The organism is Fluviispira sanaruensis (assembly GCF_004295685.1).
Classification (GTDB): domain Bacteria; phylum Bdellovibrionota_B; class Oligoflexia; order Silvanigrellales; family Silvanigrellaceae; genus Silvanigrella; species Silvanigrella sanaruensis.
Window position 1 is genome coordinate 2377501 of record NZ_AP019368.1, and the last position, 18535, is coordinate 2396035.

Annotated in this window: 14 protein-coding genes; 10 read left to right on the forward strand and 4 right to left on the reverse strand. The window is 33.2% G+C overall.

Annotated elements, in window-relative coordinates; translation table 11 throughout:
• Nucleotides 1–41 precede the first annotated feature (41 nt).
• Nucleotides 42–1247, reverse strand: a complete 1206-nt coding sequence (locus EZS29_RS09975) for a pyridoxal phosphate-dependent aminotransferase (RefSeq protein WP_130609766.1) — start codon at nucleotides 1245–1247, stop codon at nucleotides 42–44.
• Between the two features lie 431 nt (nucleotides 1248–1678).
• Between EZS29_RS09975 and EZS29_RS09980 the strand changes: the two genes are divergently transcribed.
• Nucleotides 1679–2308 (forward strand): HAD-IA family hydrolase, encoded by a 630-nt coding sequence (locus EZS29_RS09980; RefSeq protein ID WP_130609769.1) that lies wholly within the window; start codon nucleotides 1679–1681, stop codon nucleotides 2306–2308.
• A gap of 90 nt (nucleotides 2309–2398) precedes the next feature.
• Here the strand turns inward: EZS29_RS09980 and EZS29_RS09985 are convergent, their stop codons facing one another.
• A complete protein-coding gene (locus EZS29_RS09985; RefSeq protein ID WP_130609772.1) occupies nucleotides 2399–3373 on the reverse strand; it encodes a flagellin N-terminal helical domain-containing protein in 975 nt (324 codons plus the stop codon).
• A 282-nt stretch (nucleotides 3374–3655) separates the two neighbouring features.
• Here EZS29_RS09985 and EZS29_RS09990 point away from each other — a divergent pair, with 282 nt between their 5' ends.
• The 6 genes from EZS29_RS09990 to pyk are packed head-to-tail and all read left to right on the forward strand — an operon-like array spanning nucleotide 3656 to nucleotide 11855.
• Entirely contained in the window at nucleotides 3656–4921 is a 1266-nt protein-coding gene (locus EZS29_RS09990; protein WP_172603884.1) for an exo-beta-N-acetylmuramidase NamZ family protein, read from the forward strand.
• Nucleotides 4922–4927: 6 nt separating this feature from the next.
• Nucleotides 4928–6664 (forward strand): hypothetical protein, encoded by a 1737-nt coding sequence (locus EZS29_RS09995; RefSeq protein ID WP_130609778.1) that lies wholly within the window; start codon nucleotides 4928–4930, stop codon nucleotides 6662–6664.
• Nucleotides 6661–8691, forward strand: a complete 2031-nt coding sequence (locus EZS29_RS10000) for a hypothetical protein (protein WP_130609781.1) — start codon at nucleotides 6661–6663, stop codon at nucleotides 8689–8691. Before EZS29_RS09995 ends, EZS29_RS10000 begins: the two co-directional genes overlap by 4 nt.
• A complete protein-coding gene (gene xseA, locus EZS29_RS10005) occupies nucleotides 8688–10148 on the forward strand; it encodes an exodeoxyribonuclease VII large subunit (protein ID WP_130609784.1) in 1461 nt (486 codons plus the stop codon). The genes EZS29_RS10000 and xseA overlap by 4 nt, the downstream gene beginning before the upstream one ends.
• A gap of 41 nt (nucleotides 10149–10189) precedes the next feature.
• Nucleotides 10190–10405 (forward strand): hypothetical protein, encoded by a 216-nt coding sequence (locus EZS29_RS10010; protein ID WP_130609787.1) that lies wholly within the window; start codon nucleotides 10190–10192, stop codon nucleotides 10403–10405.
• Between the two features lies 1 nt (nucleotide 10406).
• Nucleotides 10407–11855 (forward strand): pyruvate kinase, encoded by a 1449-nt coding sequence (pyk, locus tag EZS29_RS10015; RefSeq protein ID WP_130609790.1) that lies wholly within the window; start codon nucleotides 10407–10409, stop codon nucleotides 11853–11855.
• A gap of 52 nt (nucleotides 11856–11907) precedes the next feature.
• On the opposite strand, the gene trpS is transcribed toward pyk, so the two are convergent.
• Nucleotides 11908–12960, reverse strand: a complete 1053-nt coding sequence (trpS, locus tag EZS29_RS10020) for a tryptophan--tRNA ligase (RefSeq protein WP_172603885.1) — start codon at nucleotides 12958–12960, stop codon at nucleotides 11908–11910.
• A gap of 256 nt (nucleotides 12961–13216) precedes the next feature.
• On the opposite strand from trpS, the gene EZS29_RS10025 reads away from it, so the two are divergent.
• Complete coding sequence (locus tag EZS29_RS10025; protein ID WP_130609797.1) at nucleotides 13217–13555, forward strand: integration host factor subunit alpha; 339 nt, start codon at nucleotides 13217–13219, stop codon at nucleotides 13553–13555.
• 9 nt (nucleotides 13556–13564) lie between these two features.
• On the opposite strand, the gene EZS29_RS10030 is transcribed toward EZS29_RS10025, so the two are convergent.
• Nucleotides 13565–13900, reverse strand: coding sequence for an HU family DNA-binding protein (locus tag EZS29_RS10030; RefSeq protein ID WP_130609800.1), 336 nt, complete (start codon nucleotides 13898–13900; stop codon nucleotides 13565–13567).
• 217 nt (nucleotides 13901–14117) lie between these two features.
• Here EZS29_RS10030 and EZS29_RS10035 point away from each other — a divergent pair, with 217 nt between their 5' ends.
• Nucleotides 14118–15824, forward strand: a complete 1707-nt coding sequence (locus EZS29_RS10035) for a pyridoxal-dependent decarboxylase (protein WP_130609803.1) — start codon at nucleotides 14118–14120, stop codon at nucleotides 15822–15824.
• 96 nt (nucleotides 15825–15920) lie between these two features.
• Nucleotides 15921–18521 carry an endopeptidase La gene (lon, locus tag EZS29_RS10040; RefSeq protein ID WP_130609806.1) on the forward strand — a complete coding sequence of 867 codons (2601 nt, stop codon included), beginning with the start codon at nucleotides 15921–15923 and terminating at the stop codon, nucleotides 18519–18521.
• The last annotated feature ends 14 nt before the right edge of the window (nucleotides 18522–18535 follow it).

The following is an 18535-nucleotide window of genomic DNA, read 5'->3' on the forward strand; positions in this document are numbered from 1 at the left end:
CAACAAACTATTTTATCAACTGTTAAATAAAAAATTAATACTTATATGTCTTTTTTATAATTAGAAATACGTTTAGCTGATTCTTCAATTCTATCAATATTTTGTGTTAAAGACGCTCTAAAATACCCAGGACAACCAAAACCACTACCAGGCACACATAAAACTCCTTTTGAAACTAATGAATCACAAAAGGCTCGATCATCTGGAATGGGAGATTTTGGGAAAACAAAGAATCCTGCTGCAGGTTGGATCGTTTTTATACCAGCTTCAGATAAAATTTGGATAAATTTGCTAACACGTTCTTCATATATCCCAACATCAACACGGGCATGATACACATGGGGTAGAATTCTTTGCATGAGTCTTGGCGCGCCAACAAAACCTAAACAGCGCGCAGAGTTACGTAAGGCATTGATAAAACCTAATTTTGTTTTATCTTCACTCCATGCCACAAATCCTATTCGCTCACCGGCAAGGCCAATGTCTTTCGAAAAGGAACGAATCAACCAGCTGTATCTATAACTTTCTAAAATAGATGGAACAGTTTTATTGCGAAAAACAATTCTACTATAGGGCTCATCTGAAATCAGCTGGATACATTGCCCCGTTTTTCTTCTATGTTCCTCGAGTATGCTGGCAATCCCTTCAATTGTTTCTTTACTGTAAAGCGCACCGGATGGATTATTTGGGCTATTTATAAGTACAACTTTAGTTTTTTCTGAAATTTTGCTGCGGAAATCTTCTAAATTTGGTTCATGTAATTCATCGCAGTTCACAACAACTGGTTTTGCATTATAATTAGATATATAGGGAATATATTCTGGGAAATACGGGGCAAAAATAATTGCTTCATCCCCTTGATCTAAAAAAACGCGTAAAAGAATATGTATCCCACCCGCAGCTCCTACAGTTAAATAAACCGTCTCCTCATTTATATTAACATGCTCACTATGCGAAAGTTCTTGGGCAAGAAACTTTCTCACATCAACAAGGCCAGCGAAATCCATATAGCGATGGGAACCTTTTTCATGTTTTTCTAAAACTTTTATTATTGAGCTCGTAACAATTTCTGGCGGCTCTAAATCAGGATTGCCTAATGATAGATCAATTAAATCAATTTGTGGATTTTCTTGCAGCAATTTTTGCCCCAACATAAACATCCTTCGAATATCTCCACCTACACTCGCAAGTTCATTAAATTTTTTTGCATAAAATTCTTGCAGATAAAAATTATTATTTTGATTCATATAAGCATTCCTCTAAATTTATAATCATATATTCATGATAAACTCTTATACACTATCTAATATGATTTTTTAAATTTAATAAATCAAGAACATTTATCTTGAATGTATTAAATATTTTTTAATTTATTAAAAAATATTTAAATAAAATAAATATATATTTATAAATTGATATAATTACAATTTCTATTATTAATTTAGTAAGATATTTATATTTGCATTTTTATTAAATAAATGTATTTTAAAAATGCAAAATTCGTTTATTTTGCCATTTTGTAAAAATATTTATGCTAAAATTACTTTTAGTCACATTGAATAGAAATTATCTTGATTCATTAGGAGACTGAATGCGAACTGATAAAACCAAGTTTCCGTTAGGAAATGCACGTTTGAATTGAGTAATGTAAAGTTAAATATAAAGGAATAAATATTCAATGAAAATAGCAATTTTTGATTTTGATGGAGTGATTGCTGACAGTCGTTTGGCGATTTTTGAAGCATTTAAAGTGATCTCGATAAGAAAAAAAATGCCGCTTATAACAAGTGACGAAATCTTTAATTTAAGCATAAAGCAAATACTAAGCAAATATAAAATTCGCTGGTATCAAATACCCTATTATTTAAATTTATCTCGTAAAATTATTTTTTTAAATAGAAATCTAATTACATTAGATCAGCAAATTATAAAAATGTTTGAATTCTTAAATTTGGAAAACATAAAGATCATTATATTATCATCAAATTCTGACAACCTAATAAATGAATTCATACAAAAAAACCTTCCTGAAATTAAATTCACAGAGGTTATTGGCGGCGTTTCTCTTTTTGGCAAGACAAGTAAAATAAAGCAATTAACTAAACGGCATTCAAAAAACAAAAATAATTTTATATATATTGGTGATGAAGTAAGAGATATTATAGCCGCGAGGAATGCTGCTATTAAATCAGTTGCAGTGCTATGGGGCAAGGAAAGTGAATATCTCTTAGCCCAAGAAAGGCCTAGTTATATAGCAAAATCAGGCTGCGAGCTTGCTCATATTCTCAATAAATTTGCTCTAGAATAAAAATTTATATCTCCAAGTAATAAAATCTTTGATGTTATTACTTGGAAATCTTATCTAAAAATAAATCTCAAAGAATATTACTAAGACTTATTATCCTAGCAAACGCAGAGCTGCTGCTGGAGATTGATTCGCTTGCGTCAATACAGCCACACCTGCTTGTTTTAAAATGTTACTTTGAGCATACCGCGTGGTTTCTTCAGCAAAATCTGTATCACGGATGCGGCTATTTGCTGCAGAAAAGTTTTCACTCATAATTGCTAAGTTACTCACAGTAGAACCAAGTCGACTTTGGATCGCACCCAGGTCTGCACGAAAGCCTGCAAGTTGATTGATAGCATCGTCAATTTTTGAAATTGAGCGTTGTGCTCTGTGCTTTGAAGCCAACGGATCACTTGGATCATCAATATACACACCAATTGACTCGAGAGTCTCGTCATTTCCACGCCCTAAATTAAGACCAACTGTACTTGTATCAATTTGATCGAATTTAATACGGATAATGTTGACAGGATTTCTGCCAAATGGATCATCTAGATCAGGTTTATCAACTCCTTCATACCAGTTTTTACCAACTTGAACTTCGAATGGAGGAACGTTTGCTCTTTCGAGCATTTTTTTATCAGGAATTTTATCTTCAGCATCTTTACCAATAAGTAATAAACTACCGTTAAATTCAGTTGAGTTCGTGATACGATCTATTTCATCTTTAAGAGCTGTATACTCCTTATTAATAAAGTTACGCTCATTGTTTCCAATTGTATCTGATGCACCTTGCACAGAAAGCTCTCTGAGGCGGGTTAAAATATTTCCAATTTCATTCATTCCACCTTCAGCAACTTGCACAAGAGAAATACCATCATTCGCATTTCTTTTCGCCATATTTAAACCGCGAATGTCAGCTTTGATTTTTTCGCTAATTGCTAAGCCGGCAGCATCATCAGATGATTTATTAATTCTAAATCCTGAACTTAATTTTTCGATGGAAAGATCATTTGCTGCAGTAGAAATTGACAAAGCACGTTGCGAGTTAAGAGATTGTATATTGGTTTGAATTCGCAAACCCATAATATGTTTCCTCCTTGAAACTTAGATGCATCTCTTTAAAAGAGATTGACAATCTTCCATGATTGCCTCGATTCCAAGTTCAATTTCAACGCAAAAACTTTTCATAAATTATGCGGCGGCTAGAAAATTTTATTTTTTAATTTTCTTGTGCCATCATGAACAAGGACTGAAAAGGAGATCGGAGATTACTGCATTCTCTAAAGTAGGTACTTTTTGCATAGCTCAACAATAAGACACATCATTTTGAAAGAAAATATTACAAGAATAATGATGAGGGTAAAAATGAATCCAGCAATAGATAAATTAGAAATTGAATTTGACCTTTTAAAAGATTTAAAAAAAGTTGGAATTGTTTCCAATCAAACATCAGCCAGTACAAAATTTATTCCATCTACAGAAATGATTTACAATGCAGCAAAAAAAACAGACAATTGTAAAGTAACAACTGTTTTTGGTCCGCAACATGGCTATCGTCAAACAGAACAAGATAACATGAAAGAAACTCCTGACGATTTCTATAAATTTTCAGATGGGCATAAAGTTCCCCTTTTCAGTTTATATTCTGACACTAGGGAACCACAACGGGAACAATTAGAAAACGTTGATACATTAGTCATAGATTTACAAGATATTGGCTGCAGGGTTTATACTTATATGTTAACTTTAGCAGCATGCATGAGAGCGGCTGCAAAGTATAATAAAAAAATTGTTGTGTTTGATAGAGCGAACCCACTCGGACTTGGTTTTCAAAATCATAAAAATGAATGGCAGCTAGTCGAAGGTAACAGACTTGAAAAAAAATGGCTTAGCTTTGTCGGATGGTATGATATTCCGATGAGACATGGATTGAGTATGGGAGAACTTGGATATTATTTTAAAGATCATGATAATTTAAAATTGGATTATCAAGTAATTCCAGTTGATTTACTTAACAGAAAAACTAAATTAAGCGAATTAAAAAAATTAAAATGGGCAATGCCTTCCCCCAATATTCCTTGCTGGGAATCTGCATTCTTTTTCCCTGCTTTTGTTTCTTTGGAAGGAACCAATGTAAGTGAAGGCAGAGGAAGTACAATTCCATTTCAATTGATTGGAGCACCATGGCTTGATGTGCAAAAATGTATTTCCTTTCTTAAAGAAATTAGTTCTCTATATCTATATGACTCAAGTCAAAATAACTCTCTTTTTATGCGCGAGCATCATTTTAGACCAACTTTTAATAAGTACATGGGTGAGATTTGTAATGGCATTCAATTTCACGTCAGTGTCCCAGAAAATATAAATCTTTTTGCTCTTGGCATGTGCTTTATCCATTTCTGCTGCCACGCCCATCCCAAAGATTTTAAATGGAGTGCGCCAGGATATGAATATAATTTCAAAGATTTGCCTATTAACCTTATTCTTGGCAAAGAACAATGGTATGATCATTTTGAAAACGCTAAGTCGCAAAGTAACAGTGAAAATCTGAAAACCCTTTTAGAAACAACGAAACAAGATGAATTTGGTTTTATGAAGGATTTATCAAGATTTTTAATTTATCGGGAATAGGAATCCATGTCTAGACATAAATTTTCTAAATCCTCAATGTCTAATCTATCCAAATTTTCCTTAGACAAAAGTTATTTATTTTTCTTAATTATATTTTCCATTTTTTATGCTTCAACAAAATCTTTATATGATATTATAAATTGGACAAAAGATTTTCAAAGTTATTTTGATAAAAACATAATTATAAGTAACATTTCATCGCCAACAAGCCTGCATATATTTCTATTACTTGTTAGTTCGTTTATTGCCACATTGATACCTGCTATAGTTTTAAGATTTTGTTGTGGAATTATTTTGATTAAATCACAAATAAAAGTACAAAGAATTTTTTCATTTTTTCTTACTATTCTTTTTTTAATTTCAACTCATTACGATGGATTCTCATTCGGCTTCAATGCTATTCAGTCGCAAGACATAATTGACTTTTCAAAAATGGTAAATTATTTTTTTCTTGTATTTTTTATTATTTCTTTAATTATATTTTTTGTAAATATAAATGAAAATGCTATGAATAGAAAAATAAGAATTATTTTTATTTTTATAATTATTTTCTCATACTTAATATATGACTGGAAAAAAACCAAAGACTTCAGATTAGAATCTAAGAATAATATTGAAAATTCAGACATAATATTTATTATTGAAAACACAGATGATTCCAATATAAATAAATTTAAATCCTCTCCTGAGTTTGAGTATATAAAAGAGAATTTTAAATTTGAGGAAGAAAAAATACCGCTCATATCAAATTCGCTGCTGGCAAATTATGCCACACTGCTTTCAGGTCTATATCCATTCGAAACTGGTATTCGCGATGAGAATCCTTCTAATTCCCGTATTGAAGCACTAAAAAATTATATAAAATCAAATAAAAGCAGTGATAAAATTATATATATCAGCAACATTGGTAATCCATCCAGTGTAGGAGCCTTAATTCAAACATTTGATGGTGGAATCCACTGCGATAATCGAATAAATGAAATATATTCCTATTCAATATTAAAAAATTTCAATCCCTTTTTAATTTTTATTCCCAATAAAATTATAATTAAAAAAATCCCTAAAACACTTTGCTTAAACTCGATGTCCGATGATACAAACTTAACAGCTGAAAATATTTATACCAATATAAACAGCATTTCTGAATTAAAAAAGAAAAAAATTATAATAAATATTTTACGAAATGACATTGGAGAAAATAATCTTATTAAAGTAATTGAAAGAATTAATGAAACTATTGAAAACAACAATATTAAAATTAAAATATTCTTTATTCAACCTGAGAAAATGTTTTGCAAAATAATTAAACTCATAAAGCAAGGCAAGACTGATTCGAATGATATTAGTTTAATATCTTTTTCAAAAGAAAATATCATAAATAATTCAAAAATAGAATCCAATATTCTTTTTGAGTATGAAGAAGAAATAAAAGCTATAAAGCAAAATATTTTTAATATAATTGACAGTCGAGTCACAAGTAAAAGCGGCAACGATTATGTGTTAAACAATACGATTAAGAGAAAATTTTCCTGCAATAATGTTGGATTAGAACATGAATTTTCCGCATTTTATGAGAATAATAACCGTGATTTTCCGAAAAAAATTGTTCTAAAAGGAAAACAAAATACAGATCCTAAAAAATGCGAAATTCAAATAAGAAAAACATTTGAGCAAGATTTAAATCTACTCATTGATGAAAATAATTTTGACAGATACTTCTCATTGACAGTGGAAAGAATATGAAGAAAAAAAAATATAAGATACGAAATATAGTTTTATTTTTGCTCATTTTAATCCCTGTATTTATATTTTTCTTTAAGGAAGATACATATTTATTTTTAAATCGGTTTGAAAACACTCAAAAAATGATAAATGAATTTAATTTAGATGAGTTTATTAATAGATCTATATCAAAAAATGATAAAATTTTTCTTGAACTAACAAACCGAATTGACGAAAAAAATTTATTTGAATTATTTCACTTTGCAAAAAAAGGAAAACTACGCTCTCAAGAAATTGATAGTTATGAAAAAACAGATCCAAAAATTATTGACATTTATAACACTGAAAAATTGGTCAATAAAATTAAATTCCAATTCGGAAATGATGCAAAAAGCAACATAATAATTGATTCTATTATTTTCACTAGTGGAGAAAGTATAAGCTGTGATTGTTTAGATATATTAAAAGAAAAAAGTCTCATTTTTGAGAATAAAGGAGCGCCACCCAATAAAATAGAAACAGCAAATTACATAACAATTACTTATGAAAATAAAAAATTTGATAATTTTGAAATTAAAAATAATGAAAGATTAAAAATCAGTATTCCGAGTGATAGAGATGGTAAATCAATAACAATATCTTGGAAAAAAAATTCTTCAGGAATTCTTATTTTTTATGGTATTGAGAAAAAGCAAATTGCTAACTCTCAGAAAATATTATTTCTTACAGCAAACCTAAACAAAGGCGATAATCTAATAAAAATTTTAAAAGAAAAACTGAACCCCGAGACTTCTTTTATAAGTCAAAATTCATATCCAGTTTATTCTTCTTTCGAACAAAATATCAGAGCTTTAGAAACGAATTTTTCCCCGATTAATAATGGCTATACATATGACTCAACAGATTTATTTAAAGAGCGTGAAAAATTTCTTTTCAATACAATTAACCAAAAATCTAAAGACCTACTAAGAATTAATATTTTCTCAAATAAGATCAAAGAAGCACAAATTCAGCATACAAACACTCTCATAAATATCAGAAGAGAAAGATCCATTTTTAATATAAAAAACATTGTTTTAGATAGCATAAGAAAATCTAATTCTGAAGTCTTTCGTATCGACCTAAATAATCCCAAAATAAATAATGTTTCCGTTATTTCTGATATTATCGACCAGTTAAAATCTGAAATAAAAATAATTGTTTTAACTGGTGAAGACTTTGACTTGAATAATAATATCATGAATTCTAACCAAAACTTAATTATTTCTATTCCAAGCAATGAAAATTTAGAAATAATAAGAGAAATTCAAAAGAAATTTAACCATGTTAAGTTCCAACAAAGTTTAGTAATGGATATTCTGTTGAAACTAATTAAAGAAGACAAAAGCAAAGTAACATTTAATTTACCTAATAGTATTGTTATACAATCAAAAGATATCGATGCATTTATTTTTAACAATGATGATTATATCTCAGATAATAAATTCAAATTTTCCCTTGAAAAAACCAAATCTTACCAGAAGGAAATTGAAGATATAAGATTGAAAAATCAAATAAAAGATATATCGTTTTCATTTATCAATCTAAAATCTGCTAAAATTAAACTTTTTTCAAAAGATAAAGTACTCAGATGCTTTTCAAACAAAAGTATAAAAAATTCAAACTTTGGCTACGATCAAAAACAAAATTATTTTACAGTTGAATTGAAAATGTCAGAAGAACAGAATATAGACGAATGGGAGTTAAGCTGTCTTATTAATAGCGACAACTTTATTAATGAATATAAAATTGAACTTCTAAAGGATGGTAAGCCTTTAAGCCCAACCCAAATTGCAATAGGACAATACGTTTTGCATCCAAATTCAAATTTATTAAATAATAATTTTATCGTATTAAATAACTCCAATGATTTTTCTCTTTTAAAAGCAAAATCATCCCCAAGACTTGTGGATAAAAGCTACACGGATGATCTTATGATTTGGTCAAATGAATATCCTGCCTTATCCCCAAATCTCAAATACTCTGTGACGTATGAAGAAAAAAAATGAAAAGAACTTATCAAGTTTCAGACAATAAACTTATCCTTTTGGGCGATACTTATTCTATAAAAGAAGAGATAAAAAAAGCAGGAGGGCGTTGGGATCCTACGCGAAAAAATTGGTGGCTTGTCCCAAGCAAAGCAAATCTTGAATTAATTGCTAATTTTGGCTTTCTTCAAAATGAAAACCTTGAAGTTAATAAGCAAAGTAATATAGATATTCCTAGTAAATATGAAGAAATCAGCAATGAATTAAGTGTTTCTAACTTCGTCTATATGATTGAATCCTTTATTCGAAAAAACTTAGCCGATAAATATTGGATATTTGGTGAAGTGACCAGTTTTAAAATTGCAAATGGGCATACTTTTTTTGATCTGTCCGATCGCGAGGAAGCACAGATAAATCTAGCTACAAGTTTAAAGGCGACCAGTATTCCCTGTATTTTATGGCAGGGTAAGCGAAAGCTGCTTGCTGATAAAATCTCTCAAATTATACTACAGGATGGTTCGAAAATTAAAATCCTTGTAGCCTGTGATTTTCGTAAAGAAGGCGCACGGATCAATGCGATCATTGAAGATATAGATATCCAATACACTCAAGGAGATCTTTATCTACAGAGGCTTGCAATCGTTCAAGACCTAAAAAAAAGAGGGCTTTACGACAAAAATAAGAGATTAAAAATCCCAAAGATACCCTTAAAAATCGCACTCATAACTGCTGAAAACAGCCGAGCCTGTTCCGACTTTCTCAATGAACTCAAATTATCAGAAATCGCTTTTCGTATCACAATTTATGATTGCAATATGCAGGGTGAAAAAACATCTGAAAATATTTGCAATGCATTTACACAAATCGAACAAAATAACCCGAAATTTGATTGCATTGTTATCAGTAGAGGGGGAGGAAGCAAACTCGACCTCAGATGGTTTGATAATATCGAAATAGCTAAAAAAATAGCTTATTCCTCACTCCCCGTTCTGACAGCTGTCGGACATTTTGATGATAAAAGTATCGCTGATGAAGTTTCTTGTGTCAGCGAAAAAACACCAACTGCGGCTGCGCGTTTTCTCTCTACAACAGTTTTAAACACACTTAATTTATTTTTCACCCGGATGGAAAATTTGAGCGGTCATCTTCTACGCAAATTTGCTCGAGAAAAAGAGTTTCTCAATTCGCTCGAAAATAAACTTGCCATATCCGCGCGAAGAGTTTTGCAGTCCGAAAAAAGAAATTTAGATCGCCTTGAACACGTATTGCGCATTTATAAACAGAGCACTCAACAAGCTTTGCAAAGAGGTTTTGCCCTTGTTTACAACAACAATGGTGAAATAATCACGGCCCATGATTTTCTAGCAGAAAACCCCCCCAAAGATTTGAAACTAGAATTCGCGAATATTTGCACAAATGAACATATCTTTGTAGATGTGTCAGTGAATGGGATTACCCTTCAAGAAGATAGAATCTGAGGAAGAAAAACAAATCTACTTCAAAGATAAATGAGAGAAGAATGGAAAACTCAAATTACGACGAACTTTTAGAACAGGCAAACGAAATTATATTGAGCATGGAAAAGGATAACCTATCTATCAATCAACTCTCTCAAAAGCTCGAAGAGGCCTATTCACTTATTGAAAAATTAAAGCTCCAACTTTTTGAAACAGAAGCCCAAGTCGAACAAATTATAAATTCACGCAACACCTTTAACAACTCAGATGAGGATTAATATGGATCTCAGCAGTCTTCCTAGAACAAAAATTGTTTGCACACTTGGCCCTTCTTCAAGCACAAAAGAAATGATTTCCAAATTGATCGATGCCGGAATGAATGTTGCAAGACTCAATTTTTCCCACGGTGAACATGCCGTGCATGCTGCAAACATAGCTTTAATAAGAGAAATATCTAAAGAAAAAAATGTACAAGTTGCAATTTTGCAGGATTTACAGGGTCCTAAAATTCGAACCGGTAAGTTAAAAGATGGTGGAATAAATATTAAAAAGGGGCAGAAAATAACCCTACGTTATGCTCCTGAACAAATTGATGATGCAATCCTACCAATCGACTATAGAGAACTCGCGACAGATGTAAAAGTTGGAGCACGCATTCTTCTCGATGACGGCCTTCTTGCCATGAAAATTATAGATATTAGAGGATCTGATGTAGACTGCGAAGTCACACATGGCGGATTTTTGAAATCGAGAAAAGGGGTAAACTTCCCAGAATGTCACCTTTCTATACCAGCAACAACTGAAAAAGACATTCGAGATCTTCTTTTTGGCGTTGCACAAGGTGTGGATTATATCGCTCTTTCATTTGTACAAACTGCTGCTGACGTATCTAAACTCAGAATGATGCTCAGAGCGCTTGGCTCTGAAATTCCAATTATCACTAAAGTCGAAATGCTCAGTGCAGTTCAATTTATCGACGATATTTGTGAAGTTTCAGATGGAATCATGGTGGCCCGCGGTGACCTTGGAGTTGAGTGCGGATTTGCCAATGTTGCAGCTTATCAAAAGAAAATCATCGAAGCTGCTCTTAACAAAGGGAAACCTGTTATTGTTGCAACGCAAATGCTTGATTCTATGATTGAGCACAGACGACCAACTAAAGCAGAAATCTGTGACGTTGCGAATGCCGTGTACGACCATGCCGATGCGACTATGCTCTCTGGCGAAAGCGCTTCTGGTAAATATCCAGAACTCGCTGTGCTTACTATGCGCGATATTCTAAATCGCGTTGACAGAAGCAAAAGCGTCAGCCCTATTGAGCCTGTTTCTATAAATCGCCCAGAAAACGAAACAGCAGCTGAAGTATTCGCACGGACAACAACAGAACTTGCAGAAAAAATGCAAGCGACTGCAATTGTCTGTCTTACTCTTACCGGCAGTATGGCTCGTTACGTTGCAAAATATCGCCCACAAGCTCCTGTGATAGCCTTTAGCCCTCGCCCTGATGTTGTGCGTAAATTGAGTTTAGTGAGAGGCGTTGTTGGAGTCTTAAATAATATTTTTTATGATTCTGACACTGCGTTTTCTGAAATTACTAAGTATTTAGCAAAAGAAAAGTTCGTAAAAGAAGGAGATCTCATTTTAATAACAGGAGGCATACCTGTTACTCAAATGTTACCTAGCAATACTATGAAAGTGCATCGCATGACAAAAAACGATTTTATCTAAAATAAAATCGTTTTTATAAAAACACCTATTTAAAATAAAATTTTATAAATTGTTATTTAATTCTATTATAGGATTTTAATCCTAATGCTGTACGCGCTCTTTCCAGCACAGCGTTGGCATAATTATTAGCACGCTCATAGCCTGGCTCTAAGAGATCTTTTACAACTTTTTCGTTATTTAAATAATAGTCATATTTCTCTCTAAAGACACCAAAAACTCTCTCATGTTCATCCACAAAGTCTTTTTTTGCGTGCCCATAGCCATAACCAGTTCCTTTTTCGAGTCTTTCTCTCATATAAGAGATAGCATCCTTAGAAGCAAAGGATTGAAAAATTTGAAAAATTGTACATGTATTTGGATCTTTTGGCTCATCGAGACCTTTTGAGTCAGTTTTTATTTCCTTTACTTTTTTCTCAATATCTTTTTTAGCTGCAAATATTGGTATTTCATTATTATAACTCTTACTCATTTTGCGATCGCCGTCTGTCCCAATGAGTGTTGGTATTTCCCTTTCGACTCCTTTTGCTTCAATATAGACATCTGTAGCAACTAAATTATTGAATAACTTAGCCATGTCAGAAGCGTATTCAAGATGTTGATTTTGATCTTTTCCAACTGGGATATATTGAGAATCAAAAGTCACGATATCACTTGCCATCAAGACAGGATAATACAAAAGACCAGCAGAGGCTTCTTTGCCATTCGCTAAAGCGTCTTTATAGGCATGAGAGCGCTCTAATAGGCCTGAGGCCGTTGAGCACGAAAGGTACCAAGCATTTTCATGAATTTGCGGGAAATCACTTTGTAAAAGGATTGAATTCCCATTTAAATTGAATCCTAAAGCAAGATACAGCGCAATAATCGAGTGAGATAACTCACCTGGAGCCATGATTTTTGCACGATTTGTCAGCCCATGCCAATCTACACACATTAAAATAACTTCATTTTCACTATTTTGCGATAATTCCATCATAGGTTTTATTGCACCAAAATAATTGCCAAGATGAATTTGTCCTGTCGCTTTGATACCTGTAAGAAATCTTTTTCGACTCTCTAAAGTTTTTTGCGTAGGTTTATTTTTAGTTATTTGTGTAGATTCTTTCATTGAGCAGAAACTCCTAATAGCGAAAAGAACAATAAAAACAAGATGAAATATTAGCATATCTATTTTTTAAAAACAATTGAGTGCATCTTCTAAATAAAAATGGTAAGCAAGAAAGGCTTCCTTTTCCCTTATTTTTATCGTAAGGGCTATTGACCACAGGGGAAAAGTTGACACTGATGGGGATTGTGTTTGTACAGAATAATGTGAAAAAATAGAACTACAAAGGTTCTAGCAAGTTATCTTAGAGAGGGTGATTATGACTCTAACCAAAGACAAGATTGTTGAATTAATTCGTTCCAGGACTCAATTTTCTTCGCAAGAAGCGAAAAACTTGGTAGAAACCATTTTAGAGTCCATTAAATCTAAACTAGAAAATGGAGAAGAAGTAAAAATTTCCGGATTTGGCAAATGGGTTGTGCGTGAAAAAAGAAGCCGTCCTGGACGGAATCCGCACACAGGACAGCGCATTGAAATATCTGCACGTAGAGTTGTTACCTTTCACCCCTCTGAAAAGCTCAGAGAGGCTGTAAATAACGCTAATCTTGATGATAGCAAGCTCGTAATGGCTGGGGCTGACGACGATTACAACGAATAAAAAGAAATATTATTTCTTTTTAGCCGTAGTTTTCTTTGCAACTCCAACTCTTTCTTTCAAAGATTTCGCAACGCGGAAGCTGATCTTTTTAGACGCAGGGATTTTAATCTCTTCACCAGTTTGTGGATTACGACCTTTACGTGCTGCGCGATCTTTGCAAGTAAGAATTCCGACTTTATCAATACGAACTTTATGCCCACCTGCTACATTTTCTTCAATAGCTTCAAGAAAAGCTGAAATGACTTCTTTAGTCATTTTCTTTGGAAGTTGTTCAAAACGCGCTGAAACGTCTGCAATGATAGAACTTGTTGGGACAGTTGTGAGTGTGCTTTTGCTTTTAGCCATAATAAAAATAACTCCATGTGTTAATTAAAAACCCGAATACTCGGAAATTTCTACTTACATTTCATTCCTGCTTAATGCAAGATTTGCAGCAAAAAAATCTGATACAAAATGCCGAAAAGTTTTTTTATAGACAAGTGATATGTCCGAAAGAGTAAGAGTCATCTGAAAAGAATGTTCTGACTTGTCATTGTCTCACCTTTTTAGGATTGAAATAAATATGAATATTTCTTCGCTCATATCTAGATATTTCCATTCATCAATTAACGATATAGAATTCCAAAAATGGGTATCTATCTCTCTCAAAGCTATTCTTGATTTCCTCGAAAATCATAATGGATTTAAAATCCATTCAGATAAATTACCAAGCGAAATTTCTAAAAAATTTATTTCCTTAAAAATTCCAGATAAAGGTCAAACGATCCCCATAGTTTTAAACGAAACTATTGAAAATATAATTAAAAATTCAGTTCACGTTTCCCATCCAGCATTTATTGGGCATATGACAGGAGCCTCTCCTCATTTTCTTTTAATTTGTGACCTAATTATAAGCGCTTTAAATCAAAATGTGGTAAAAATTGAAACAGCACTCTCTGCAACTTTTGTTGAAATGCAAACTCTCTGCTGGTTACATAGACTTATTTATGAGAAAAGCGAAAATTACTATAAAAATATTTTACAAAGTTCTCAAGGATCTGTGGGCAATTGTTGCAGCGGTGGCACAATTGGAAACATTACAGCATTAGTTGCTGCACGAAATAATGCTTTTCCAGAGCTTCATAAAAAGGGCGTTTATTTATCGTATAAAAATGCGCAATGTGTTCGCGCTGTGGTGTTAGTAAGTGAAAGGGGACATTATTCAATTAAAAAAGCATGCGCTGTCATGGGAATAGGCGAAGAAAACGTCATTTCAATTCCCTGCCATTTCTTTACAAATAAAATCAATATTGCTGAACTAAAAAAAAGAATTCAAAATTTAACTCTTAATAAAGTGAAAATCATTGCAATAATTGGCATAGCTGCAAGTACAGAAACCGGAAATGTTGATGATCTCTCAATTCTAGCACGAATTTGTAAAGAAAATAAGATTTGGTTTCATGTTGATGCCGCTTGGGGAGGCGCTATTCTTTTAAGCAATAAATATAAAAATTTATTGAAGGGAATAAAGAAAGCAGATTCAGTTGTTATAGATGGACATAAATTTATGTATCTTACGATGTCACAAAGCGCTGTCTTATTTAAAAATAAAAAATCTTTGGATTCCTTACATCAATCTGCTCATTATATTATCCGTGAAGGCAGTGTGGATCTCGGGAAAACAAGTATAGAAGGAAGCAGGCGATTTGACTCATTAAAACTTTGGTTTTCTTTCAAAGTATTTGGTCGCGAAGGGTATGAATCTCTCATTAATAATGCAATTAAAAATGCATTTTTGCTTGCTCAATTAGTTTCTGCTCACACATCATTTGAACTTACAAGTCAACCAGAAACGAGTATAGTAACATATAGATTTATGCCTAAAGAATTAAAGATGCGCATGGAATTAGCAAAGAAAATTCATTTTTTAGAGAATAAAATTTTTGCTAAAGAATTGAAAAAATTTGATTTTGGAAAAACTGCAGATTTTTTACGAGTTACAAAGAAAATAAATTCAATACTCAACGAAATCAATACTAACCTACAAAAAGAACAGAGGAAAATCGGTAAAAGTTTTGTTTCACGCACAACTCTTCAAACTATTTGGAAAAGTCAGGAAATTGTCGTACTGCGGGCTGTGCCTTTTCACCCACTCACAAACAATGAAACTCTAGCCGAAATTCTGAGAGAGCAAGAAGCGTTAGGGAATAAGCACTTTGCAAAAATCCGCAAAAGATTTATGAAAGAAGAGGCTGAGGCCATTCGTTTCTTTAGTGATTTTCTGATTTAAAGACTTAAGTCTCTTAGTATTGCCAAACTGTAAGGATGGCATAGAATAGATTGAGAAGGTATACATATAATCAAGACCGCAAAGGAGAAGCTCAACATGGCTGATAAAAAAACGACAAGCCGAACTTTACCGCTCTTGCCTTTGAGGGAATTGCTTGTATTTCCACACACAGTTGTCCCTCTGTTTGTTGGACGGGAAAAAAGTATTAAAGCTCTCGATGATGCAATGGCTCGAAATAGAGAGATTTTTTTAGCGGCGCAAAAAAAACCAAAATCCAATGACCCCCTACCCGAAGAAATTTATGAATTTGGCACAATAGCACAGATATTACAATTGCTAAGACTGCCAGATGGCACAGTAAAAATTCTAGTTGAAGGTAAAAAAAGAGGTCGCATTCTTAAATACACAGAATCAACAGAAATGCTCGTAGTTGAAGTCACAGAAATTCAAGAACCTTCTGGTCGTTCCGCAGAAAATGAAGCTCTTGTGCGCACTGTTAAACAAGCCTTTGACACTTATGTCAAACTGAATAAAAAAGTTCCGCCTGAAATGGTTTTTTCCATTTCAAGTATTGAAGATGAAAGTCGTCTTGCTGACACATTGGTTGTTCAACTTGCAAATTTAAAATTAGCAGATAAACAAAGAATCTTAGAAACCGTTGATCCTGCTAAAAGACTTGAAGAAATATTCAGCATTATTCAATCCGAAATAGAAATTCTGAGAGTCGAAAAGAAAATTAGAGCACGCGTCAAACGGCAAATGGAGAAAACACAAAAAGAATATTATTTAAATGAGCAAATGAATGCTATTCAAAAAGAATTGGGCAATGCAGATGACATTCGCACTGAAATTGCAGAAATTGAAAGCAAAATCAAAGCCAAAAAATTAAGTGATGAAGCGCGCGAAAAACTTAAAAAAGAAGTTAAAAAGTTGCGCAGTATGAGTCCAATGAGTGCGGAAGCAACTGTTGTTAGAAATTATATCGACACCGTTCTTTCGTTACCTTGGGCTGATTACGCAAATACAATTAAAGATCAAAATTTTGCAGAAGAAGTGTTAAATGAAGATCACTTTGGCCTAGAAAAAGTAAAAGAAAGAATTCTAGAATATCTAGCTGTCACGAGTCTTTCTAACAAGATTAAAGGACCCATACTTTGTTTAGTCGGCCCTCCTGGTGTTGGAAAAACGAGTCTTGCAAAAAGTGTGGCACGTTCAACTGGCAGAACATTTTCCCGGATTGCCCTCGGAGGTGTCCGTGACGAAGCAGAAATTCGTGGACACAGACGCACATATATTGGAGCGATGCCAGGCAAAATTCTCAATGCTATCAAAAAAGCAAGCAGTGGTAATCCAGTTATATTACTAGATGAAATTGATAAAATGAGCTCAGACTTTAGAGGAGACCCCTCAAGCGCTATGCTTGAAGTCCTTGATCCTGAACAAAATCATGCTTTTAATGACCATTATCTCGACCTAGATTACGATCTCTCTCAAGCTCTCTTTATCGCAACAGCAAATAGCTTGAGCGGAGTGCCCAAGCCCTTGCTTGATCGCATGGAAATAATATATTTAAGTGGCTATACTGAACAAGAAAAAATTAATATTGGCCAACAACATCTTATTCAAAAATCGATTAAAGCAAATGGACTCGATAAATCTGAACTCAAATTTGAAAACTCTGCCCTAGAAGAATTGGTACGCTATTATACACGTGAAGCAGGCGTTAGAAATTTAGAGAGAGAGATCTCAAGCGTCTGTAGGAAAATTGCTAGAGAGTTATTGAAAAACCATAAAAAGACTGCGCCCAAAACTAATCCATCAGTTAAAGAAACAGCTGCTCAAAATAAAGAATCGAATGTTAAAGAAATTTCTACATCTATCAAAGAAAATGCTGCTAAAGATTCTCAACAAAAAGAGGTTAACAATAAAGAAACTAATGATTTAACAAAGCTATCAACTCTTGAAGGAGTAAAAGCACCTCTAGTCGATGCAGCACTTGTGCAAAAATATTTAGGACCAAGAAAATACAGTATTGGTGAAAAAGAATTGTGCAATGAAATTGGCATAGGCCAAGGACTCGCCTACACTGAGGTAGGAGGAGATTTATTAGTCACAGAAGTTGCTGTTATGAGTGGAAAAGGAAATCTAAAAATCACAGGTAAATTGGGTGATGTCATGCAAGAATCAGCCCAAGCGGCCTTTAGCTATGTTCGCTCGCGTGCTGCATTTTTAGGCCTAGAAGAAGAATTTTATTCAAAAATAGATATTCACGTGCATTTTCCTGAAGGTGCTATTCCAAAAGATGGCCCAAGTGCGGGCATAACAATGGCAACTGCACTTGTCAGTGCACTGACAAAAAAGCCATTTAATCGGGAAGTTGCTATGACAGGCGAAATAACACTGCGTGGACGTGTTCTTCCTATTGGTGGATTAAAAGAAAAACTTCTTGCAGCACACCGCGGAGGGATTAAACGCGTAATTATTCCAAAAGAAAACGAAAGAGATCTTTTAGAAATACCAAAAAATATTATCCAGGATCTTGAAGTCGTCCCGGTTGATCATATGGACACGGTTTTATTGCATGCTATTGCTTGGGAACATGATGATGCTTTAGAAACACGCTTAAAAAACTCACAAGCGCTTGCACTTGCAGGAGTCACCAGCTCAAAGAACAATCAACCTTTAATTCATCATTGATGAACATGAAATCA

Coding starts and splice junctions, on each gene's coding strand:
- EZS29_RS09995 (WP_130609778.1), top strand. CDS start 4,928: ATGTCTAGACATAAATTTTCTAAATCCTCAATGTCTAATCTATCCAAA.
- EZS29_RS10025 (WP_130609797.1), top strand. CDS start 13,217: ATGACTCTAACCAAAGACAAGATTGTTGAATTAATTCGTTCCAGGACT.
- EZS29_RS10010 (WP_130609787.1), top strand. CDS start 10,190: ATGGAAAACTCAAATTACGACGAACTTTTAGAACAGGCAAACGAAATT.
- lon (WP_130609806.1), top strand. CDS start 15,921: ATGGCTGATAAAAAAACGACAAGCCGAACTTTACCGCTCTTGCCTTTG.
- EZS29_RS10030 (WP_130609800.1), bottom strand. CDS start 13,900: ATGGCTAAAAGCAAAAGCACACTCACAACTGTCCCAACAAGTTCTATC.
- EZS29_RS09975 (WP_130609766.1), bottom strand. CDS start 1,247: ATGAATCAAAATAATAATTTTTATCTGCAAGAATTTTATGCAAAAAAA.
- EZS29_RS10035 (WP_130609803.1), top strand. CDS start 14,118: ATGAATATTTCTTCGCTCATATCTAGATATTTCCATTCATCAATTAAC.
- xseA (WP_130609784.1), top strand. CDS start 8,688: ATGAAAAGAACTTATCAAGTTTCAGACAATAAACTTATCCTTTTGGGC.
- EZS29_RS09980 (WP_130609769.1), top strand. CDS start 1,679: ATGAAAATAGCAATTTTTGATTTTGATGGAGTGATTGCTGACAGTCGT.
- trpS (WP_172603885.1), bottom strand. CDS start 12,960: ATGAAAGAATCTACACAAATAACTAAAAATAAACCTACGCAAAAAACT.
- EZS29_RS09990 (WP_172603884.1), top strand. CDS start 3,656: ATGAATCCAGCAATAGATAAATTAGAAATTGAATTTGACCTTTTAAAA.
- pyk (WP_130609790.1), top strand. CDS start 10,407: ATGGATCTCAGCAGTCTTCCTAGAACAAAAATTGTTTGCACACTTGGC.
- EZS29_RS09985 (WP_130609772.1), bottom strand. CDS start 3,373: ATGGGTTTGCGAATTCAAACCAATATACAATCTCTTAACTCGCAACGT.
- EZS29_RS10000 (WP_130609781.1), top strand. CDS start 6,661: ATGAAGAAAAAAAAATATAAGATACGAAATATAGTTTTATTTTTGCTC.